At 70.3% G+C, this 17551-nt stretch carries 18 protein-coding genes; 6 read left to right on the plus strand and 12 right to left on the minus strand.

All coding sequences use genetic code 11. From position 1 onward, the window contains the following. Positions 1-43 precede the first annotated feature (43 nt). The 3 genes from AC0KTM_RS17600 to AC0KTM_RS17610 all read right to left on the minus strand — a co-directional run bounded on the left by AC0KTM_RS17600 (position 44) and on the right by AC0KTM_RS17610 (position 1939). Positions 44-379 (minus strand): ArsR/SmtB family transcription factor, encoded by a 336-nt coding sequence (locus AC0KTM_RS17600; protein ID WP_238956539.1) that lies wholly within the window; start codon positions 377-379, stop codon positions 44-46. Continuing rightward, positions 376-858, minus strand: coding sequence for an SRPBCC family protein (locus AC0KTM_RS17605; RefSeq protein ID WP_008259062.1), 483 nt, complete (start codon positions 856-858; stop codon positions 376-378). The genes AC0KTM_RS17600 and AC0KTM_RS17605 overlap by 4 nt, the downstream gene beginning before the upstream one ends. Before the next feature lie 64 nt (positions 859-922). After that, positions 923-1939: a uroporphyrinogen decarboxylase/cobalamine-independent methonine synthase family protein gene (locus AC0KTM_RS17610; RefSeq protein ID WP_472416264.1), complete on the minus strand. Its 1017-nt coding sequence runs from the start codon at positions 1937-1939 to the stop codon at positions 923-925. Between the two features lie 99 nt (positions 1940-2038). Here AC0KTM_RS17610 and AC0KTM_RS17615 point away from each other — a divergent pair, with 99 nt between their 5' ends. Continuing rightward, positions 2039-2683, plus strand: a complete 645-nt coding sequence (locus AC0KTM_RS17615; protein ID WP_238956541.1) for a sensor domain-containing protein — start codon at positions 2039-2041, stop codon at positions 2681-2683. 7 nt (positions 2684-2690) lie between these two features. Here the strand turns inward: AC0KTM_RS17615 and mnmA are convergent, their stop codons facing one another. The 6 genes from mnmA to AC0KTM_RS17645 form a co-directional block, all read right to left on the minus strand. Next, on the minus strand, positions 2691-3767 hold the full coding sequence (gene mnmA / locus AC0KTM_RS17620; protein WP_238956542.1) for a tRNA 2-thiouridine(34) synthase MnmA: 1077 nt from the start codon (positions 3765-3767) through the stop codon (positions 2691-2693). Further along, positions 3768-4946 carry a cysteine desulfurase family protein gene (locus AC0KTM_RS17625; protein ID WP_238956543.1) on the minus strand — a complete coding sequence of 393 codons (1179 nt, stop codon included), beginning with the start codon at positions 4944-4946 and terminating at the stop codon, positions 3768-3770. A gap of 33 nt (positions 4947-4979) precedes the next feature. Then, the gene (locus AC0KTM_RS17630; RefSeq protein ID WP_238956544.1) at positions 4980-5864 is read right to left on the minus strand and encodes a lysophospholipid acyltransferase family protein; all 885 of its coding nucleotides are present in this window, start codon (positions 5862-5864) and stop codon (positions 4980-4982) included. Continuing rightward, positions 5861-6721, minus strand: coding sequence for a GNAT family N-acetyltransferase (locus AC0KTM_RS17635; protein ID WP_238956545.1), 861 nt, complete (start codon positions 6719-6721; stop codon positions 5861-5863). Before AC0KTM_RS17635 ends, AC0KTM_RS17630 begins: the two co-directional genes overlap by 4 nt. Positions 6722-6952: 231 nt before the next feature. Beyond that, positions 6953-7909 carry an electron transfer flavoprotein subunit alpha/FixB family protein gene (locus tag AC0KTM_RS17640; RefSeq protein ID WP_225326553.1) on the minus strand — a complete coding sequence of 319 codons (957 nt, stop codon included), beginning with the start codon at positions 7907-7909 and terminating at the stop codon, positions 6953-6955. Between the two features lie 50 nt (positions 7910-7959). Continuing rightward, positions 7960-8760, minus strand: coding sequence for an electron transfer flavoprotein subunit beta/FixA family protein (locus tag AC0KTM_RS17645; RefSeq protein WP_225326552.1), 801 nt, complete (start codon positions 8758-8760; stop codon positions 7960-7962). 286 nt (positions 8761-9046) lie between these two features. Here AC0KTM_RS17645 and AC0KTM_RS17650 point away from each other — a divergent pair, with 286 nt between their 5' ends. The 3 genes from AC0KTM_RS17650 to AC0KTM_RS17660 are packed head-to-tail and all read left to right on the plus strand — an operon-like array spanning position 9047 to position 12706. Beyond that, a complete protein-coding gene (locus AC0KTM_RS17650; RefSeq protein WP_472416266.1) occupies positions 9047-9871 on the plus strand; it encodes a class I SAM-dependent methyltransferase in 825 nt (274 codons plus the stop codon). After that, a complete protein-coding gene (locus tag AC0KTM_RS17655) occupies positions 9868-11448 on the plus strand; it encodes a 1,4-alpha-glucan branching protein domain-containing protein (RefSeq protein ID WP_472416268.1) in 1581 nt (526 codons plus the stop codon). The genes AC0KTM_RS17650 and AC0KTM_RS17655 overlap by 4 nt, the downstream gene beginning before the upstream one ends. A 13-nt stretch (positions 11449-11461) precedes the next feature. Continuing rightward, a complete protein-coding gene (locus AC0KTM_RS17660; RefSeq protein WP_472416270.1) occupies positions 11462-12706 on the plus strand; it encodes a glycosyltransferase family 4 protein in 1245 nt (414 codons plus the stop codon). Between the two features lie 20 nt (positions 12707-12726). Here AC0KTM_RS17660 and AC0KTM_RS17665 read toward each other — a convergent pair whose 3' ends face one another. From AC0KTM_RS17665 to AC0KTM_RS17675, 3 genes are all read right to left on the minus strand, one after another. Then, positions 12727-13806: an NAD-dependent epimerase/dehydratase family protein gene (locus AC0KTM_RS17665; RefSeq protein WP_472416272.1), complete on the minus strand. Its 1080-nt coding sequence runs from the start codon at positions 13804-13806 to the stop codon at positions 12727-12729. A gap of 36 nt (positions 13807-13842) precedes the next feature. Further along, positions 13843-14526, minus strand: a complete 684-nt coding sequence (locus tag AC0KTM_RS17670; protein ID WP_225326547.1) for a phosphodiesterase — start codon at positions 14524-14526, stop codon at positions 13843-13845. Between the two features lie 70 nt (positions 14527-14596). Continuing rightward, complete coding sequence (locus AC0KTM_RS17675) at positions 14597-15337, minus strand: Rv1815 family serine proteinase (protein ID WP_238956550.1); 741 nt, start codon at positions 15335-15337, stop codon at positions 14597-14599. A gap of 335 nt (positions 15338-15672) precedes the next feature. Here AC0KTM_RS17675 and AC0KTM_RS17680 point away from each other — a divergent pair, with 335 nt between their 5' ends. Further along, positions 15673-16104: an STAS domain-containing protein gene (locus AC0KTM_RS17680; RefSeq protein WP_238956551.1), complete on the plus strand. Its 432-nt coding sequence runs from the start codon at positions 15673-15675 to the stop codon at positions 16102-16104. 297 nt (positions 16105-16401) lie between these two features. Next, positions 16402-17526 (plus strand): polyprenyl synthetase family protein, encoded by a 1125-nt coding sequence (locus AC0KTM_RS17685; protein WP_225326544.1) that lies wholly within the window; start codon positions 16402-16404, stop codon positions 17524-17526. The last annotated feature ends 25 nt before the right edge of the window (positions 17527-17551 follow it).

Consider the following 17551-nt stretch of genomic DNA (forward strand, 5'->3'; position numbering starts at 1 on the left):
CAGGCTATCCGAGGACACCGACGCAAAACCCGGCGCGCTCGACTCAATCCTCCACTCCGTCTTCCACGAAGGACCGCAACCGCTCCAGGGCCGCATCCCACCTGCGGGACAACTGGTCGAGGTAGTCGCTGGCCGACGCCAACGGCCCGGTCTGCACCGTCCACACGCGCTCGCGCCCCCGCCGGCTGCTGGTGACCAGTCCGACCGACTCCAACAGCTGCAGGTGCTTGCTCGCCGCCTGCCGGGTGACCGGGACGACGCTGGTGACCTGCGACGTCGAGCTCGGGCCCTGATCGCAGAGCCGCACGATGATGCGCAGCCGGTTCGGGTCACCGAGCGCACCGAAGATCGGGGCGCCGACGGCGACTCGTCCGCTCATACCCGAACGCCCTCGATGTACTTGCGCACCAGCGTGGTCTGGATCGCCCAGCCTTCGCCGTTCGCCTCGAACGACGCGCCGCGGCGGGCCTCCGGAATGGCCTCGAAACCGGATTCGGTGATGGTCAGCAGCACGCCGTCGGACCGCTCGGCGAGGGTGAACTCGACCAGCGTGGTCGGCTCGCCCTCATAGTCGACCTCCGGGTCGATGGCGAAGGGATGCCAGCGGTAGGCGAACCGCCGCCGCGGCTCGACGGCGACGATCTGCCAGGTGCTCGTCACGCCCGCGTGCGACTGTTGGCGCTTGGCGACCTCGCCGTCGACGGTGGTCGGGCTGATCGCCGCGGTCACCGATGTCCCGGCGACGAACGGCCCGTCGAAGCGCACCCCGAACCAGCGGCCGAATTCCTCGGCGTCGCTGATGGCCCGCCACACCCGCTCCAGCGGCGCGCGCAGCACCACCTGCTTCTCGATCTTCATATGCAACCTCCTGGTTGCCTATTAGTTCAGCACGGCGCGGTAAGAAGCGCAACCCCTCGGTTGCCTATTGGATGGCGTCGGGATCCTCGGCGAACATCCGGGCGGCCTTGCGGGCGAGCTCGATCGCGGTGCGGGCCCATTCGGGCGTGGCGCCGGCCAGACCACAGGCCGGGGTGACGCCGATGCGTTCGCGCAGCGCCGAGCGGGCGAAGCCGAGGCGATCGGTCACCGCGACCACCGCGGCGGCGACCTCCTCCGCCGACGGCCGGCGCGGCGGGGTCTTGGTCGCGACGACGCCCAACATGACGGCGCGGTCCGACTCGACGAATGCGGCGATGCCGTCGAGGTCCGCCGCGCTCAACGTGCCCGCGTCGACCGATATCGCGCCGAACATGCTGCGCTGCAACAGCTCCCAGGGCAGGCCGGGTGCGCAGCAGTGCAGCAGCACCTCGCCGCCCACCGTCTCGGCGCAGGCGTCGAGCAGGCCGCCGGCCACCGCCTCGTCGAGCGGGGCCACCGGGCTGAGCGCGGTCACCCCTCTCAGCCCTCCGCCCAGCGCTGGTGGCAGCGACGGCTCGTCGAACTGAACCACCACCGGCGCCTCGAGGCGCCGGGACAGCTGCGCACGATGCGCGGCCACGCCTTCGGCCAGCGACACCGTCAGGTCGCGCAGCGCCCCGGGGTCGGTGATCGCGCGGTGGCCGTTGGCCAGCTCGACCTCGGCGGCCAGCGTGATGGGGCCCGGCGCCTGCACCTTGACCACGTGGCCGGCGTTGCGCAGGCCGGCGGTCTCCCACGCCTCCTCCAACGCGTCCATGTCCTCGTCGAGAAGGCTGATGGCGCGGCGGGTCACCGCGCCCGGCCGGGCGGTAAGGCGGTAGCCGCGCGGCGCCGTGTCGATGGCGACGTCGACCAGCAGCGCGCCGGCCCGGCCCAACATGTCGGCGCCCACGCCGCGGGCGGGCAGCTCGACGATGTGGGACAGCGCGCCGGCCAATTCGCCGACGACCACGGCGGCGGCCTCGCGCGCGGCGATGCCGGGCCAGGAACCGACACCGCTGGGCCCCGCGAAAACACTCACCGGCCAACCGTATTCGACGGCACCTGGGCCACCCGTCGGCAGGGGCTGTGTGCCGAGCGGCGGCGCGGGTAGGTTCAACGCCAGAGGGGTGCAAAAACGGTGTCGCAGAAGACGAAGTGGGCGAGGCTACTGCTGTGGTGCGGGGCGGCGCTGCTGGCGGTGTCGTGCACCCGGGTGGTGGACGGCGCCGCCCTGGCGGGGCCCGACGCCAACCGCAGGGTGGTTCAGGGGGTCGACGTCGACACGATCCTGCTGGACCAGTCGCGGATGCGTGCGATCACCGGCGCCGGTGAGCATTTGACCATCATTCCCTCGATGGACGGCACCAGCCCGGTGAACATCGACGCGCTGGCCGAGACCGCGCCGCGGGAGTGCCGGTTCATCTACGACGAGACGGCGACCTTCGGGCACGACCTCGCGGCGTTTCACAAGACGACCTTTCAGGACCCGCCCGACGGCGCGTTGATCTCGGAGGGCGCCGCGGCCTATCGCGATGCAGACACCGCGCGCAGCGCCTTCAACGCCCTGGTGGGCACCGTCGGGGACTGCGCGAACGGCTCGGGAGGGCAGCTCTATGTCGGCGACTGGAACGCCGACGGCACCTCGCTGCACCTGCGGCCCGGTGGCTGCGGCCGCGACTATCGGATCCTGTCGGTGGCGATGCTGGAAGTCACCTTCTGCGGCTTCGCCCAATCGGTGTCCGACATCGTGATGACGAACATCGCCGCGAACGTCCCGCGTTAGCAGCCGATCAACGCGACGTTGCGGCGATGACGGCGCTGCCGAGCACCTCGTCCCCGTCGGGGTCGGGCCGGTACAGCACCAGAGTCTGGCCCGGCGCGACGCCGCGCAGCGGGACGCGCAACCGCACGACGAGTTCGTCGTCGACGAGTTCGGCCACGGCGTCGGCCGTTTCACCGTGCGCGCGCACCTGAACCGCGCACTCGATGGGACCCGACGGCGCCACACCCGAGGTGAATACCGGTGCGCGCCCGACCAATTCGCGAACATCGAGATCGGCCGCCTCCCCCACCCGCACGGTCGCGGTCTCGGCGTCGATTGCCGTCACGTAGCGGGGTCGTCCGTCGGGGCCGGGCCCGGCGATGCCCAGCCCTTTGCGCTGGCCGATGGTGAAACCGTGCACCCCGTCGTGCTCGGCGAGCACCGCCCCCTCCGCGTTGACCACGGCGCCGGGGCGAACCCCGATGCGCGCGCCCAGAAAGGCCCGGGTGTCGCCCGACGGGATGAAGCAGATGTCGTGACTGTCCGGCTTTTCGGCGACGGCCAGCCCGCGCCGCGCGGCTTCGGCGCGGATCTGCGGCTTGGGGGTGTCCCCGATCGGGAACGCCGCGTGGCGCAGCTGCTCGGCGCTGAGCACGGCCAGCACATAGGACTGGTCCTTGTCGTGGTCCACGGCGCGGCGCAGCCGTCCGCCGGAAAGCCGGGCGTAGTGACCGGTGACCACCGCGTCGAACCCGAGCGCTACGGCTTTCGCCGACAGCGCCGAGAATTTGATCTTCTGATTGCACACCACGCACGGGTTGGGGGTCTCGCCGCGCGCATAGGACGACACGAACTCGTCGATGACGTCCTCCTGGAATTTCTCCGCGAAATCCCAGACGTAGAACGGTATTCCGAGCACGTCGGCGACCCGGCGCGCATCCGAGGCGTCCTCCTTCGAGCAGCAGCCCCGCGAGCCGGTGCGCAGCGTGCCGGGCGAGGACGACAGCGCCAGGTGCACGCCCACCACCTCGTGTCCGGCGTCGACCATCCGGGCGGCGGCGACCGACGAGTCGACGCCACCGCTCATGGCGGCCAGCACTTTCACTTAGGACGCCCCCGCGGCGGCCAGCGCCGCCCGCCGCGCGCGGTCCACCGCCCCGGGCAGCACCCGCAGCACCGCATCGACGTCGGCGTCAACGCTGGTGTGCCCCAAGGAGAGTCGCAACGATCCGCGGGCGCTGGCCGGGTCGGCGCCCATGGCGATCAGCACATGGGACGGCTGCGCGACGCCGGCGGTGCACGCCGAACCGGTCGAGCACTCGATTCCGTTGGCGTCCAGGAGCATCAACAGCGCATCGCCCTCGCAACCGCGGAACGTGAAGTGCGCGTTGCCGGGGAGGCGCAGCGGGTCGCGGGCGCCGTTGAGGGTGACGTCCTCGATGCCGCCCAGCACGCCGTCGATCAGCCGGTCCCGCAGCGCCCGCAGCCGGGCGCTGTTGACCTCGAGCCCGTCGACCGAGACCTTGGCCGCCGCGGCCATTCCGACCGCACCGGCCACATCGGCCGTCCCCGAACGGATGTCGCGCTCCTGGCCGCCGCCGTGTGCGAGCGGCACGCACGCGACGTCGCGGCGCAGCAGCAGCGCGCCCACGGCGGCGGGACCGCCGAACTTGTGCGCGGTCACGCTCATCGCCGACAACCCGCTCGCGGCGAAGTCGACGGGCAGCTGCCCCACCGCCTGGATGGCGTCACTGTGCATGGGCACGTCGAATTCGGCTGCGACGGCGGCGAGTTCGGCGGTGGGCAGCACCGTGCCGACCTCGTTGTTGGCCCACATGACGGAGACCAGCGCGACATCGTCGTGGCGGGTGAGCACCTCGCGCAGCGCCGCCGCCGACACCGAGCCGTCGGCCGCGGCGGGCAGCCACGTCACCTCGGCGCCTTCGTGCTCGACGAGCCAATTGACCGAGTCCAGCACGGCGTGGTGTTCGACCTCACTGGTGACGATGCGCCGGTGCCGCGGCTCGGCGTCGCGCCGGGCCCAGTAGATGCCCTTGACGGCCAGGTTGTCGCTCTCGGTGCCGCCCGCGGTGAAGATGACCTCCGAGGGACGGGCCCCTAGCCTGTCGGCGATCAGTTCACGGGATTCCTCGATGCGGCGCCGCGCCGCCCGGCCGCTGGTGTGCAGCGAGGAGGCGTTGCCCACCGTGCCCAGCGCAGCCGTCATCGCCTCGACGGCGGCGGGGTGCATCGGGGTGGTGGCGGCGTGATCCAAATAGACCATGACGCGACCCACGATACCGGCCCGCCGGTGGGCTCAGGCCACCAGCACGTGCCCGTGACCAGCGCACCGGGCCGTCCCGGCACCCACCGCCGACTGGCAGCGGCCCGCCAGCGCGCGCCGATCGGTCCCCGGGAGCTGCAGCGACTCGACGTGCACCTGCGCCAGCGTTCGGCGCTGGGCGAGCAGCCGGCGGATCGAGCCCGGCAGCGTCTCGTCGCCGACGAAGGCCGGCACCGTCGACGGGGTGCCGTCGCCGTGATGGTAGGTCAGCCGCACGGGCTGCACCGGCCGGCCGGCATCGATCGCGGCCTGGAACATGGCCGGGTAGAAGGACCCCCGGCCTCGGTGGGAGGGTCCGGCTTCTCCTCCGGCCGCGTCCCGGCCGGCATCGTCGCCGGACGAACCACACCAGGTGGTGCCCTCCGGAAACGCCACGACCGTCTGGCCGGCGCGCAACCGGCGGGCGACGGCGTCCACCACACCGGGCAGCCGCCGCAAACTGGACCGCTCGATCGGGATGACCTGGCACATGCGCGCCACGATCCCGGTCGCCGGCCCGCTGAACATGTCGGCGCGGGCGACGAACGACCCCGGCAACACCGAGCCGATGGCGAAGACGTCGAGCCACGACATGTGTGGGCTGACCACCAGCACGCCGCGCAGGTTACGAATCGGGTTGCCCGACACCGCTATCCGGACACCGAAACAGCGCAGCACCGACCGGCAATAGAGGCGCTGCACGCGGGTGCGACCCGGCAGCGGCACGGCCAGCAGCGGCAGCCCCGGCGCCAGCAGCAGCGCCAGCAGAACGCGAAGCGCCACCCGCAGCGGCCGGGCGCCCACCGCGTCGCCGGCGCCCACGCAGCCGGCGTCGCACGACGCGCGCGGCAGCCAGGCATGCCCGGCGCCGGCGCTCATCGGTACCCGGCCGCCGCTGCGCTGGTCAGCCCGGAGGCGGCCGACACCGATCGGAGTCGCTTCAGGTATCGGGTGTCGGCGTGCTGTTTGCCCAGCAGCACGCAGAAGTCCCCGACACCGAAATCCGGGTCGTGCGCGGGTTCCCCACACACCTGGGCGCCCAGCCGCAGGTAACCGCGCATCAGCGCCGGGACCGACGTCCGCGCGGGCGGTGGGATGTCGTCGAGGGCCGTCCCGTCGACGAGGACGGGACGGTGTGGCCGCACCCGGTACCGCGGCGGCGCCCCGTGGCGGGCCAGGATGACGTCGCGGACGCCGCGCAGCCGGCTGCCCGGGGGCTGGTCGTCGGGCTCGCCGCCGATGGGCACCGACACGCATCCGGTGACGTGGTCGTAGCCGTAGCGGTCCAGGTACGCCAGGATGCCGGCCCACATCAGCAGCACCACGCCGCCGTTGCGGTGCCCGTCGCGCACCACGGCGCGCCCCATCTCCACCAGGGACGGCCGCAGCGAGTCGAAGGCCCGGATGTCGAATTCGGTGGCGGTGTACAGCCCGCCGGCCGCGATGGCGCCCGCCGGCGCCAGCATGCGGTAGCAACCCACCAGCTCGCCGGTGTTGTCGTCGCGGACCAGCAGGTGGTCGCAGAACTCGTCGAAGCGGTCCTCGTCGCGCCGGTCCGAGCCGTGGCCGTCGTCCGGCGGCACGGCGAAGCCCGGTGTGCTGGTGAAGACGTCGTACCGGAGTCGCTGCGCCGCCTCGATCATGTCGGGGTCGGTGGACAGCAACAGGGAGTACCGCGGTGCGGTGGCCGCGCTACCCGGCTTGTCGGCGGGGATGAGGACGGAAGCGATGCTCATGAGACACAACGTGGCGTAGCCGGTGAGCTGGTCGGCATCGACGCTGTGACGTGTCGGTGCACGTCAGATGACGAAATGACCGAGCCCGTCTGCCGTTGTCGCTCGGAGGTGGGTACGACGGCCCATCCCTCCGCTAGGCACTGGTGGGGCCCTTGTGACGCACGGGGTTTGCGGGTGGGCCGAAAAAGCCCCCGGCACCGCCGCGCCGGGGGCTCTTCGAGGCCGAGAAACTCAGCCCTTGCGTGCCTTGATCGCGTCGGTCAGCTGCGGAGCGACCTTGAACAGGTCGCCCACCACGCCGTAGTCGGCGATCTCGAAGATGGGTGCCTCTTCGTCCTTGTTGACCGCGACGATGGTCTTGGAGGTCTGCATCCCCGCGCGGTGCTGGATGGCGCCGGAGATGCCCAGCGCGATGTAGAGCTGGGGCGAGACCGTCTTGCCCGTCTGGCCCACCTGGAACTGGCCCGGGTAGTAGCCGGAGTCGACGGCGGCACGCGACGCGCCGACGGCCGCACCCAGTGAGTCGGCCAGGGCCTCGACCACGCTGAAGTTCTCGGCGCTGCCCACGCCGCGACCGCCGGACACCACGATGGTGGCCTCGGACAACTCGGGCCGGTCACCGGCGACCGCGGGCTCGCGGGCGGTGATCTTGGTGGCGTTCTCGGCGGGGGCCGGGACCTCGACGGTGACCTGCTCGCCCGCACCGGCGGACGGCTCGGCGTCGACGGCGCCGGCGCGCAGGGTGATCACCGGGGTGTCGCCGTTGGCCTGCGCCTCGACGGTGAACGCGCCACCGAAGATGGAGTGGACGGCCTTGGGGCCTTCCTTGACCTCGACCACGTCGACCAGCAGACCGGATCCGATCCGGGCGGCGAGCCGGCCGGCGATCTCCTTGCCGTCGGCGCTGGCGGCCAGCAGCACCGCCGCGGGCGCGTTCGATTCGGCGAGCGCGGCCAGCACGTCGACCACCGGGGTGATCAGGTAGTTGTCCGCGTCGTCGGACTCGGCGACGTAGATCTTGGCGGCGCCGGCCTCCTTCAGCCCGTCGGCCAGCGGGGCGGCCGTTCCCGGCGCCCCGACCACGACGGCGGAGGGCTCGCCCAGCGCGCGGGCGGCGGTGATCAATTCGGAGGTGACCTTCTTCAGCGCACCTTCCGCGTGCTCCACGAGCACCAATACTTCAGCCATGGTTATATCGCTCTTCTCGTCTCAGGAATGGTCTTCGATGGGGTGCTCGACTAGATGATTTTCTGGCCGACCAGGTACTGGGCGACCTGGTTGCCGCCCTCGCCCTCGTCGGTGACCTTCTCACCCGCGGTCTTCGGCGGCTTCGGCGTCGACGACAGCACGGTGGATCCGGCGTTGGCCAGCCCGACCTCGTCGCTCTCGACACCGATCTCGGCCAGGGTCAGCACCGTGACCTCTTTCTTCTTGGCGGCCATGATGCCCTTGAAGGACGGGAAGCGCGGCTCGTTGATCTTCTCCGTGACGCTGACCACGGCAGGCAGCGTGGCCTCGAGGTTGAAGACGCCGTCGTCGGTCTCGCGCTCACCGGTGACCTTGCCGCCCTCGATGGACAGCTTGCGCAGGTGGGTGAGCTGCGGCAGGCCCAGGTACTCGGCGATGATGGCCGGCACCGCCCCGCCGGTGCCGTCGGTGGCCTCGTTGCCGGCGATCACCAGCTCGGTGCCCTCGATGGTGCCCAGCGCGCGGGCCAGGGCCCACCCGGTCTGCACCACGTCGGAGCCGTGCAGGCCGTCGTCCTTGAGGTGGACGGCCTTGTCGGCGCCCATCGACAGCGCCTTGCGGATCGCTTCGGTGGCGCGCTCGGGACCCGCGGTCAGCACGGTGACCGATCCCTCGACGCCGTCGGCGGCTTCCTTCTCCCGGATCTGCAGGGCCTCTTCTACCGCGCGCTCGTTGATCTCATCGAGCACGGCGTCGGCAGCCTCGCGGTCCAGCGTGTAATCGCCGTCTGTCAGCTTGCGCTCTGACCAGGTGTCTGGGACCTGCTTAATCAGGACCACGATGTTCGTCATGAGTGTGGTTCGTCCTCCTCGAAGGGGTCCGCAGCGATCGACTGCGAGACCTCGGTACGCGTTTTTCGCAACGCACAGCCGTGTTACTACCCGGTAACTTTGTGCGGTATGCCTTCACACCATAGCTGGTGGCTCAGGCCATATTGCCCGCTCCTCCCCCGTCCGCTGTCCCGGACGGGGTCGTCGCCGGGCGGCACGTTCGTGCGGCCCGTCCGCCGCCTGAGAAGCGGGGCTACCCACTTTCGTGGTTCGCGAATCCGACACTTCGCGTTAGCCTGCCTATGCAATGAGCGCACTGGTCCCTGACGTCCCCCCGCGCGCCCCCGGCGATTCCGCGTCGGCGGGCGACGCGATGTTGACGCTGACGGGCGAGCGCACCATCCCGGGGCTGGACATCGAAAACTACTGGTTCCGCCGCCACGAGGTCGTCTATCAGCGGCTGGCCGAGCGTTGCGTGGGCCGCGAGGTGCTCGAGGCGGGCTGCGGCGAGGGATACGGCGCCGATCTGATCGCGGGTGTCGCCCGCCGCGTCATCGCCGTGGACTACGACGAGTCCGCCGTGGCCCACGTCCGCTCCCGCTACCCACGGGTGGACGTCATGCAGGCGAACCTCGCGCAGCTGCCGCTGCCCGATTCGTCGGTCGACATTGTGGTCAACTTCCAGGTGATCGAGCATCTGTGGGACCAAACACAATTCGTCGTCGAGTGCGCGCGGGTGCTGCGCCCGTCGGGGCTGCTGATGATGTCCACGCCGAACCGGATCACGTTCTCACCTGGGCGCGACACCCCGATCAACCCGTTCCACACGCGCGAACTCAACGCCGGCGAGCTCGCCGAGCTGCTCGTCGCCGGCGGTTTCTCGGACGTGTCGATCAGCGGCCTGTTCCACGGTCCGCGGCTGCGGGAGATGGATGCCCGGCACGGCGGCTCGATCATCGACGCGCAAATCGCGCGCGCGGTAACCGACGCGCCGTGGCCGCCCGACCTGGCGGCGGACGTCGCCGCCGTCACCACCGATGACTTCGAGCTGATAGAGAGCGGATCCGGGGCGGCGACCGGCCGGCACATCGACGACAGTCTCGACCTGATCGCGATCGCGGTAGCGCCGTGAACTCAACGCAAGACCGGGTCCCCGGCCTGTTCACCCTGGTTTTGCACACCCACCTCCCCTGGCTGGCCCACCACGGCCGCTGGCCGGTCGGTGAGGAATGGCTTTATCAATCCTGGGCGGCGGCCTACCTGCCGCTGATGCGCGTGCTGAACACGCTGGCGGGCGAGGATCGCCGGGGGCTGATCACGCTCGGCGTCACACCGGTGGTGAACGCCCAACTCGACGACCCGTATTGCCTTGGCGGCATGCATCATTGGCTGGCGAACTGGCGGCTGCGCGCGACCGAGGCGGCCAGCGTGCGGTCGATTCCCCGGTCGAAGTCGGCCGGCTATCAGTCCTGCACACCGGAAGCGTTGCGCGCCTTGGGAATTCGCGAGGAAGCGGAGGCCCACAGCGCCCTTGAGGACTTCGCCACCCTGTGGCGGCACGGCGGTAGCCCGCTGCTGCGCGGCCTGCTCGACGCCGGCACGGTGGAGCTGCTCGGCGGGCCGCTGGCCCACCCGTTCCAACCGCTGCTCGCGCCCCGGCTGCGCGAGTTCGCCCTGCGCGAGGGGCTGGCCGACGCCGGACAGCGGCTGGCGCACACCCCCAGCGGCATCTGGGCGCCCGAATGCGCGTATGCGCCCGGGCTGGAACACGACTACTCCGCGGCCGGCGTCACGCATTTCATGGTCGACGGCCCGTCGCTGCACGGTGACACCGCCCTGGGCCGGCCCGTCGGCGACACCGACGTGGTAGCGTTCGGGCGCGATCTGCAGGTCAGCTATCGGGTGTGGTCGCCGAAGTCGGGCTACCCCGGGCATGCCGCCTACCGCGATTTCCACACCTATGACCACCTCACCGGCCTGAAGCCGGCCAGGGTCACCGGCCGCAACGTGTCCTCGGACGCCAAGGCGCCCTACGACCCCGAACGCGCCGACCACGCGGTCGACGTCCACGTCGCCGACTTCGTCGAGACGGTCCGCAACCGCCTGCTCTCGGAGTCCGCGCGCATCGGGCGGCCCGCGCACGTGATCGCCGCCTTCGACACCGAACTGTTCGGCCACTGGTGGTACGAGGGCCCGACCTGGCTGGAGCGGGTGCTGCGCGCCTTGCCCGAGGCCGGTGTGCGGGTGGGCACCCTGAACGACGCGCTCGCCGACGGCTTCGTCGGTCAGCCGGTGGCCCTGCCGCCCAGCTCGTGGGGTTCGGGCAAGGACTGGCAGGTGTGGGCGGGCGACCAGGTCGCCGACCTGGTGCAGCTCAACAACGAAGTGGTCGACACCGCGCTGAGCACCGTCGACAAGGCGCTGTCCCAAACCGCGACGCTGGACGGGCCGATCCCCCGCGACCACGTCGCCGACCAGATCCTGCGCGAAACATTGCTCACCGTCTCCAGCGACTGGCCGTTCATGGTGAGCAAGGACTCGGCCGCCGACTACGCCCGCTACCGCGCTCACCTGCACGCGCACGCCGCCCGTGAGATCGCGGGGGCGCTGGCGTCCGGGCGGCGCGACACCGCGCAGCGGCTGGCGCAGGGGTGGAACCGCGCCGACGGACTCTTCGGCTCCCTCGACGCGCGCCGGCTGCCCCGATGAGGCGGGTCACGACGTGAAAATCCTGATGGTGTCGTGGGAGTACCCGCCCGTGGTCGTCGGCGGGCTCGGCCGGCACGTGCATCACCTGTCCACCGCGCTGGCGGCCGCAGGCCACGACGTGGTGGTGCTGTCGCGCCGACCCACCGGAACCGATCCCCGGAGCCATCCGTCGTCCGACCACGTCAGCGAGGGCGTCCGGGTGATCGCGGCCGCGCAGGATCCGCACGAATTCGCCTTCGGCACCGACATGATGGCCTGGACGCTCGCCATGGGCCATTCCATGGTCCGCGCCGGGCTGACCGTCAAGCAACCGGGCGGCAACCACGCGTGGCGGCCCGACGTCGTGCACGCCCACGACTGGCTGGTGGCCCATCCGGCGATCGCGCTGGCCCAATTCTATGACGTGCCAATGGTTTCCACGATCCACGCGACCGAGGCCGGTCGGCATTCCGGCTGGGTCAGCGGTGCGCTCAGCCGTCAGGTGCACGCGGTCGAGTCCTGGCTGGTGCGTGAATCCGATTCGCTGATCACGTGTTCGGGATCGATGGCCGACGAGATCACCGAACTGTTCGGCCCCGGGCTGGCCGAGATCACCGTGATCTGCAACGGCATTGAAACGGCGCGGTGGCCGTTCGCGGCGCGCCGGCCGCGCACCGGGCCCGCCGAACTGCTCTACCTGGGGCGGCTGGAGTACGAGAAGGGCGTGCACGACGTCATCGCCGCGCTCCCGCGGATCAGGCGCACCCACCCGGGAACCACACTGACCATCGCCGGCGAGGGCACCCAGCAGGGCTGGCTCATCGAGCAAGCCCGTAAACACCGGGTGCTCAAGGCGATTCGCTTCGTCGGCCACCTCGAACACGCCGAGCTGCTGGCCGTATTGCATCGCGCCGACGCCGCGGTTCTGCCCAGTCACTACGAGCCGTTCGGCATCGTGGCGCTGGAGGCGGCCGCGGCCGGCACCCCCCTGGTGACGTCGAACATCGGCGGTCTGGGCGAGGCGGTGATCGACGGTCAGACCGGCGTATCGTGTCCACCCCGCGACGTGACCCGGCTGGCCGCGGCGATCCGCACGGTGCTCGACGATCCGCGCGCCGCGCAACAACGCGCCCATGCCGCCCGCGAACGCCTCACGTCCGACTTCGATTGGCACACGGTGGCCGACAAGACCGCACAGGTGTATCTGTCGGCCAAGCGCGGCGAGCGGCAGCCGCACGCACGGCTCCCCATCGTCGAACACGCCTTGCCGGACCGGTAGCGGTTTTGACGGCGGGGCTCCTAGGGCACTTGCCGGACCGTGAGCGGGCCTTCGTGGACGTCGCGCGCGATGGCCTCGGCGAACGACCGCGAATGCAGGACCGGGCTGTGGGTCCCCGATTCATGAAGGAAGCCGTCGATGAGGTCGGCCAGCGCCGCCACCGCATCCCAGCGCGGCGACCATCCCAGCGCGGTGCGCGCGCGGCCGGTGGCCAACAGCGGCAACGAAAACGCCATATCCAGCCAGCCGCGGTCCAGGGGCTGCAACCTCGCCCGCCACGACGCCTCCACCAGCAAGCCGAGCAGCGCCGACGGCACGTGCACGGGGCGTGCCCGCACCGCCCGCGCGATGTCGTCGCGCCCGACCGGCGGCTCGGCGGCCAAGTTGAACGCCCCCAGCGCGCAACCCTCGATCGCCTTGACGCACGCGTCGGCGACGTCTTCCGCGTGCACGATCGACACGCTCAGCGAGCGATCCAGCGGTAGCAACGGCAGCCAGCGCAGCCAATGCGGGTTCACGTACGCGGGCAGGGTATAGCGGCGCAGGCCCGGCGCGGCGTCGCGCTGCATGATGAATCCGGGCCTCATCCGGGTGATTCCGACCCCGTCGGGGTTGTGCCGCTCGTAGCCGTCGAGCATGTGTTCCACCGCGGACTTCGCCCTGCTGTAGGCGGAGGAACGGATGCCCGCGGTGGAGAAAGTCTCATCGACCTTCTGTCCATATCGCCCGGCGGCGTAGGTCCCCACCGACGACATGTGCAGCAGGTGAGGCACTTTGGCGTTGTGTGCCGCGCTCAATACCGCCGTGCTGCCGTCGACGGCGACGGCGTCCAGGTACCGCCTGTTGCGGGTGGGCTGAAATCCCCACGCCAGATGAACCACGCAGTCGGCTCCGCGAAAGACGTTGAGCAACTGAATCTCCACGCCCGGGTCGGCCAGGTCCAGCTCATGCCAGCGGACGAACCGGTACACGTCGTCCGGCGGCGGTCGCCTGCGGGTGATTCCGACGATCTCGTAGTCGGAGCCGTCCTCGGCGAGCCGGCGCAGCAGCGCGGTGCCGACATTGCCGCTGGCGCCGGTGATCACGATGCGCTTGGACACCGGTTACCTCCTTCCCACGCGCTCTCGCTCGCGTGGCTACGCATCGGCGTCCCTGCCGTCACGGCTGTTCCGATATGCGCGGGCACGCAGATCGGCGAGCCAGCGCGGGTGCAGGTTCAGGCCGGGCGCGGTGTTGACGACGGGATCGAACGACACGTCGTGATGGGCTTCGTCGTCGACGACGGTGGTCAGCGTCAAACGACCCAATGGTGTGAAATGCCCTCTGCCGCAGGCTTGGTCGAGTGTGATCTCAATATTTCCGCGTTCGAGACGGTTGCGGAAGGTGTCCAGCGACAGGCCGAGGCCGTCGATGTCGCCCGGGGTGCGGGCCCGAAGCCACCAATTGTTGTTCTGATAATGCAACGGCATCAGGGTGGTCAGGGTCCGGCCGTTCCACGACACGGTCGGCCGCAACGCCACCGCCCGGGACAGCACCCCCGACCCCGCGGACACCAGCAAGATGTCCCAGGGCTTTCCCGCCGGCCCCGGGGGCGGCAACCGGAAGGCCAGGCCGACGAAGTCGGGCAGCGCGCCGGGTGTGCCGCTGGCCTTGGATACCCGGGCAACGATCTCCGACGACGGGATCGGCAGGCCCTGACCCGCCGGGGCGACGCGTTCGACGAAGCCCCTCGCCAACACTCCGGTCGGATGAAAGAGCCGCTTGCCCCGGATCGCGGAGCCCCATTGGAAGGGCACCGCCACGAGTTCTAAAACGTTCACCGGCGGCGGATTCCCGTTCTGTGTCGGGGGAAACACGCGGTGCGGCCCGGGTCGCGTGACGACGGGGAAGTTACGGTGCCGCAAATACGCGAGGGGTGGTGTGCCAGTTGATCATGCGTAGAGCGGGGAGTTGTTGATGCCCGCTGGAGGAGTGGCTGTCGATGTAGACCTGGGCCATGACCGCCTGCCACGTCTCGAACTGCGGCGCAGACCTCCACATGCCCTCGTAAAGCCCAACGATGACGGCGTTGTTGTCGTCGGTCAGGGCGTAGACCGGGCCGCCGAAGTCACGACCGTCCACGACCATGTCGGCGATGGCGAAGCGGCCGTTGGTGACCGTGCCGACGGAGCCGCATCGTTGGCCCGTCGAGCGGCGCAGCTGACACACGGGCAGGCCCGGCTGCGCACTCAGGCCGGGCGTCGACCGCAGCCGGCGTCCCGTGGGCAACAGGTCCGAGGCCGTGACATTGCCTGCGAGAGCGATGACTTCGTATTCCACCGGCAGCATCGAGGTGTCCGCGGCCGAGTCCGTGTCGACCTGGCGACGGCCGAGGACCACGTCGCCGATCGGGTTGCGGTCTCGGTCGGTCACCATCGACTGCCCACCGTCACATTGCCCGCTGGTGAGCGCGACCCGCAGCCGCGGCTCGACCATTCCGACCATGCACACTGTGTTGCCCTGACGAATCTCCATTCCCGGAAACACGGTGACGCCGGGGTCGGCGGTGGCCCATCCCGGCGCGCCGATGAGCATCATCGCGGCAGCGGGCGCAACCGCTAACCGGCACCAGCGGCGGCCTTGCTTTTCCATTGGGCCGCACCACCCCTCGCGTCCGTCAAGGGATTCGACGCGTTTGTTACTTGGCCCGCGTATACCCCGCGGCCGGACGGCCAAACGCGCTTTCACCACCGGATTCACCAGCGGCCAGACGCGGTTGCCCACCGGCCGGAAAACGAAACGTTGCTCCTGAGCGAGGACGTTCGGCGCTAGGCTGCTGTCAGGTTGAGTTCACAGCTGCGTCTCTAACGGGAGCGGTGTGTAAAACACTGGTCACTCCCTCCTCACCACCATCGATAGGCGCTTCAATGGCTGCTCTTCACTCCGCGCATTCGGCGGACCACCATGATCCCGCACACTGCCGCCACATGGCCCAATTCGCCAGGGCACACGTATACGTTTATGCGCGCTGCCTCGCCACGGTGGTGCGCGTCGACGGCGAGGTCGATGCCGCGAATGCGCACGATCTCACCGACGCCATCCGCGGCTTCGCCCGGCTCAAGACCCCCGTGGTCCTCGATGTGAGCCGGCTGCGCTTCGTCAGCGTCGAGGGCTTTCGGGCGCTGCTGGTGCTCAACGACGAATTCCGCAAAGCCCGCGTGCACTGCAGCGTGGTCACCGGCACGGCGATGCGGCCACTGCTGCGCATCGTGCACGACAACGGGCTGGCGACCACCGACTCGGTACCGGAAGCCTTTCAAACCATCGAAGACATCCTGCGGGCCCGCCTCAGATTCATGTCCGACCTGCCTCGTCCCCGACAGCCGCGGAGCCAGGTCAGCCGCGGCGCCGCGTCGTGACCTCACCGCCGTTAAACCGCTGCACGAGTTCGCGTTTCGGTTCGATGCCTTAGTTCTCTCGAGGGTGACGCGGCGAGGCCGGCCGTCGTCGCTCCAGGCCGGCGCGGCCCGGGTGAATTTCATCGAATGAATGTTTAAGTTATTGAACGAGGTGGTATGTCCTCCCGGGCGGCGCGGGGCGGAAACCAGGCGGCTCGCGCAGTGGTTTGTCCGCCTCGTCGGTGGGTATGACCGCGTGTGCCGGGGCCGCGCAGGCCCGGGCATTCCAGGCCGTTCGGGAGGGAGCGCTTGGGCAACATGGGAGCTTTGTCGTTTTCGCCGCCCACCGCAGCACCGCCGGTGGCGACGGCGTGGTTCGGCCGGACCGACTTCGGCGAGTGGCGGTCGAACCTGCGGCGGATGGTTTTGGTCCACGTCGCCGACTTCGTCGCCGAGCGACGGGCCGCCGAACTGGACGGGGCGGGTATCGAAGCGGCAGGCGACATCCTGGCCGACTTCGCCTCCGGCGGTAAGTGCCTGCGGTCGACGTTCATGTACCTGGGGTGGCTGTGCGGTGCGCCGCCCGACCCGGCCGCGTTGCGGGCCGCGGCCAGCTTTGAGTTGGTGCACGCGTTCGCGCTGCTGCAAGACGACGTCATGGACGGTTCGGACGTGCGGCGCGGCCGTCCGTCGGCGCATCTGCAGTTGGGGCGGTGGCACCGGGAGCGCGGATTGCCCGGCACCTCACGACGATTCGGCGAGTCGGCCGCCATCCTGCTCGGAGATCTGTGCCTGATCTGGGCCGAACAGATGCTGCGGGACAGCGGCGTCGACCCCCGGCGGCTGCAACGGGTGTGGCCGCGCTATGACGCGATGCGCACCGAGCTCGCGGTGGGACAGTTCGCCGACTTGACGAACGACGCGCGGCAGGCGCCCGGGCTGGAATTCGTGCTCGACGTGGCACGGCGCAAATCGGGCAACTACACGGTGCGCCGGCCCCTGGAGATCGGGGCGGCCATGGCCGGCTGCGACGCTCGCACGTTGTCCCAGCTGGGTTGCTACGGCCGCGCCCTCGGCGAGGCGTTTCAGCTGCGCGACGACGTGCTCGGCGTCTTCGGATCCCCCGCGGTGACGGGTAAGCCCGGCGCGGGAGATCTGCTCGAGCGCAAGGCAACCAGCGTCGTGGCGGCCGCCCACCAGCTGGCCGATCCGTCGACGCGCCGTGAACTCACCGAGCTGGCGAATCGTGAAGCCCTCGAGGACGACGCGATCGACAGGTGGAAGGCGCTGATCATCGAGACCGGGGCCCTGGGGTTGATCGAACGGATGATCGGCGACCGCGTCGCGTCCGCGCGCGCCCACCTCGCCGACGTGTCGATCGAGGAACCCGTTCGCATCGCGCTGGCCGAAATGGCGGCGGCCTGTACGGATCGCGGCGCATGAGCAATACCGACCCGGGAGCACGCTG

The organism is Mycobacterium sp. NTMscope_Eco_3 (genome assembly GCF_976985685.1).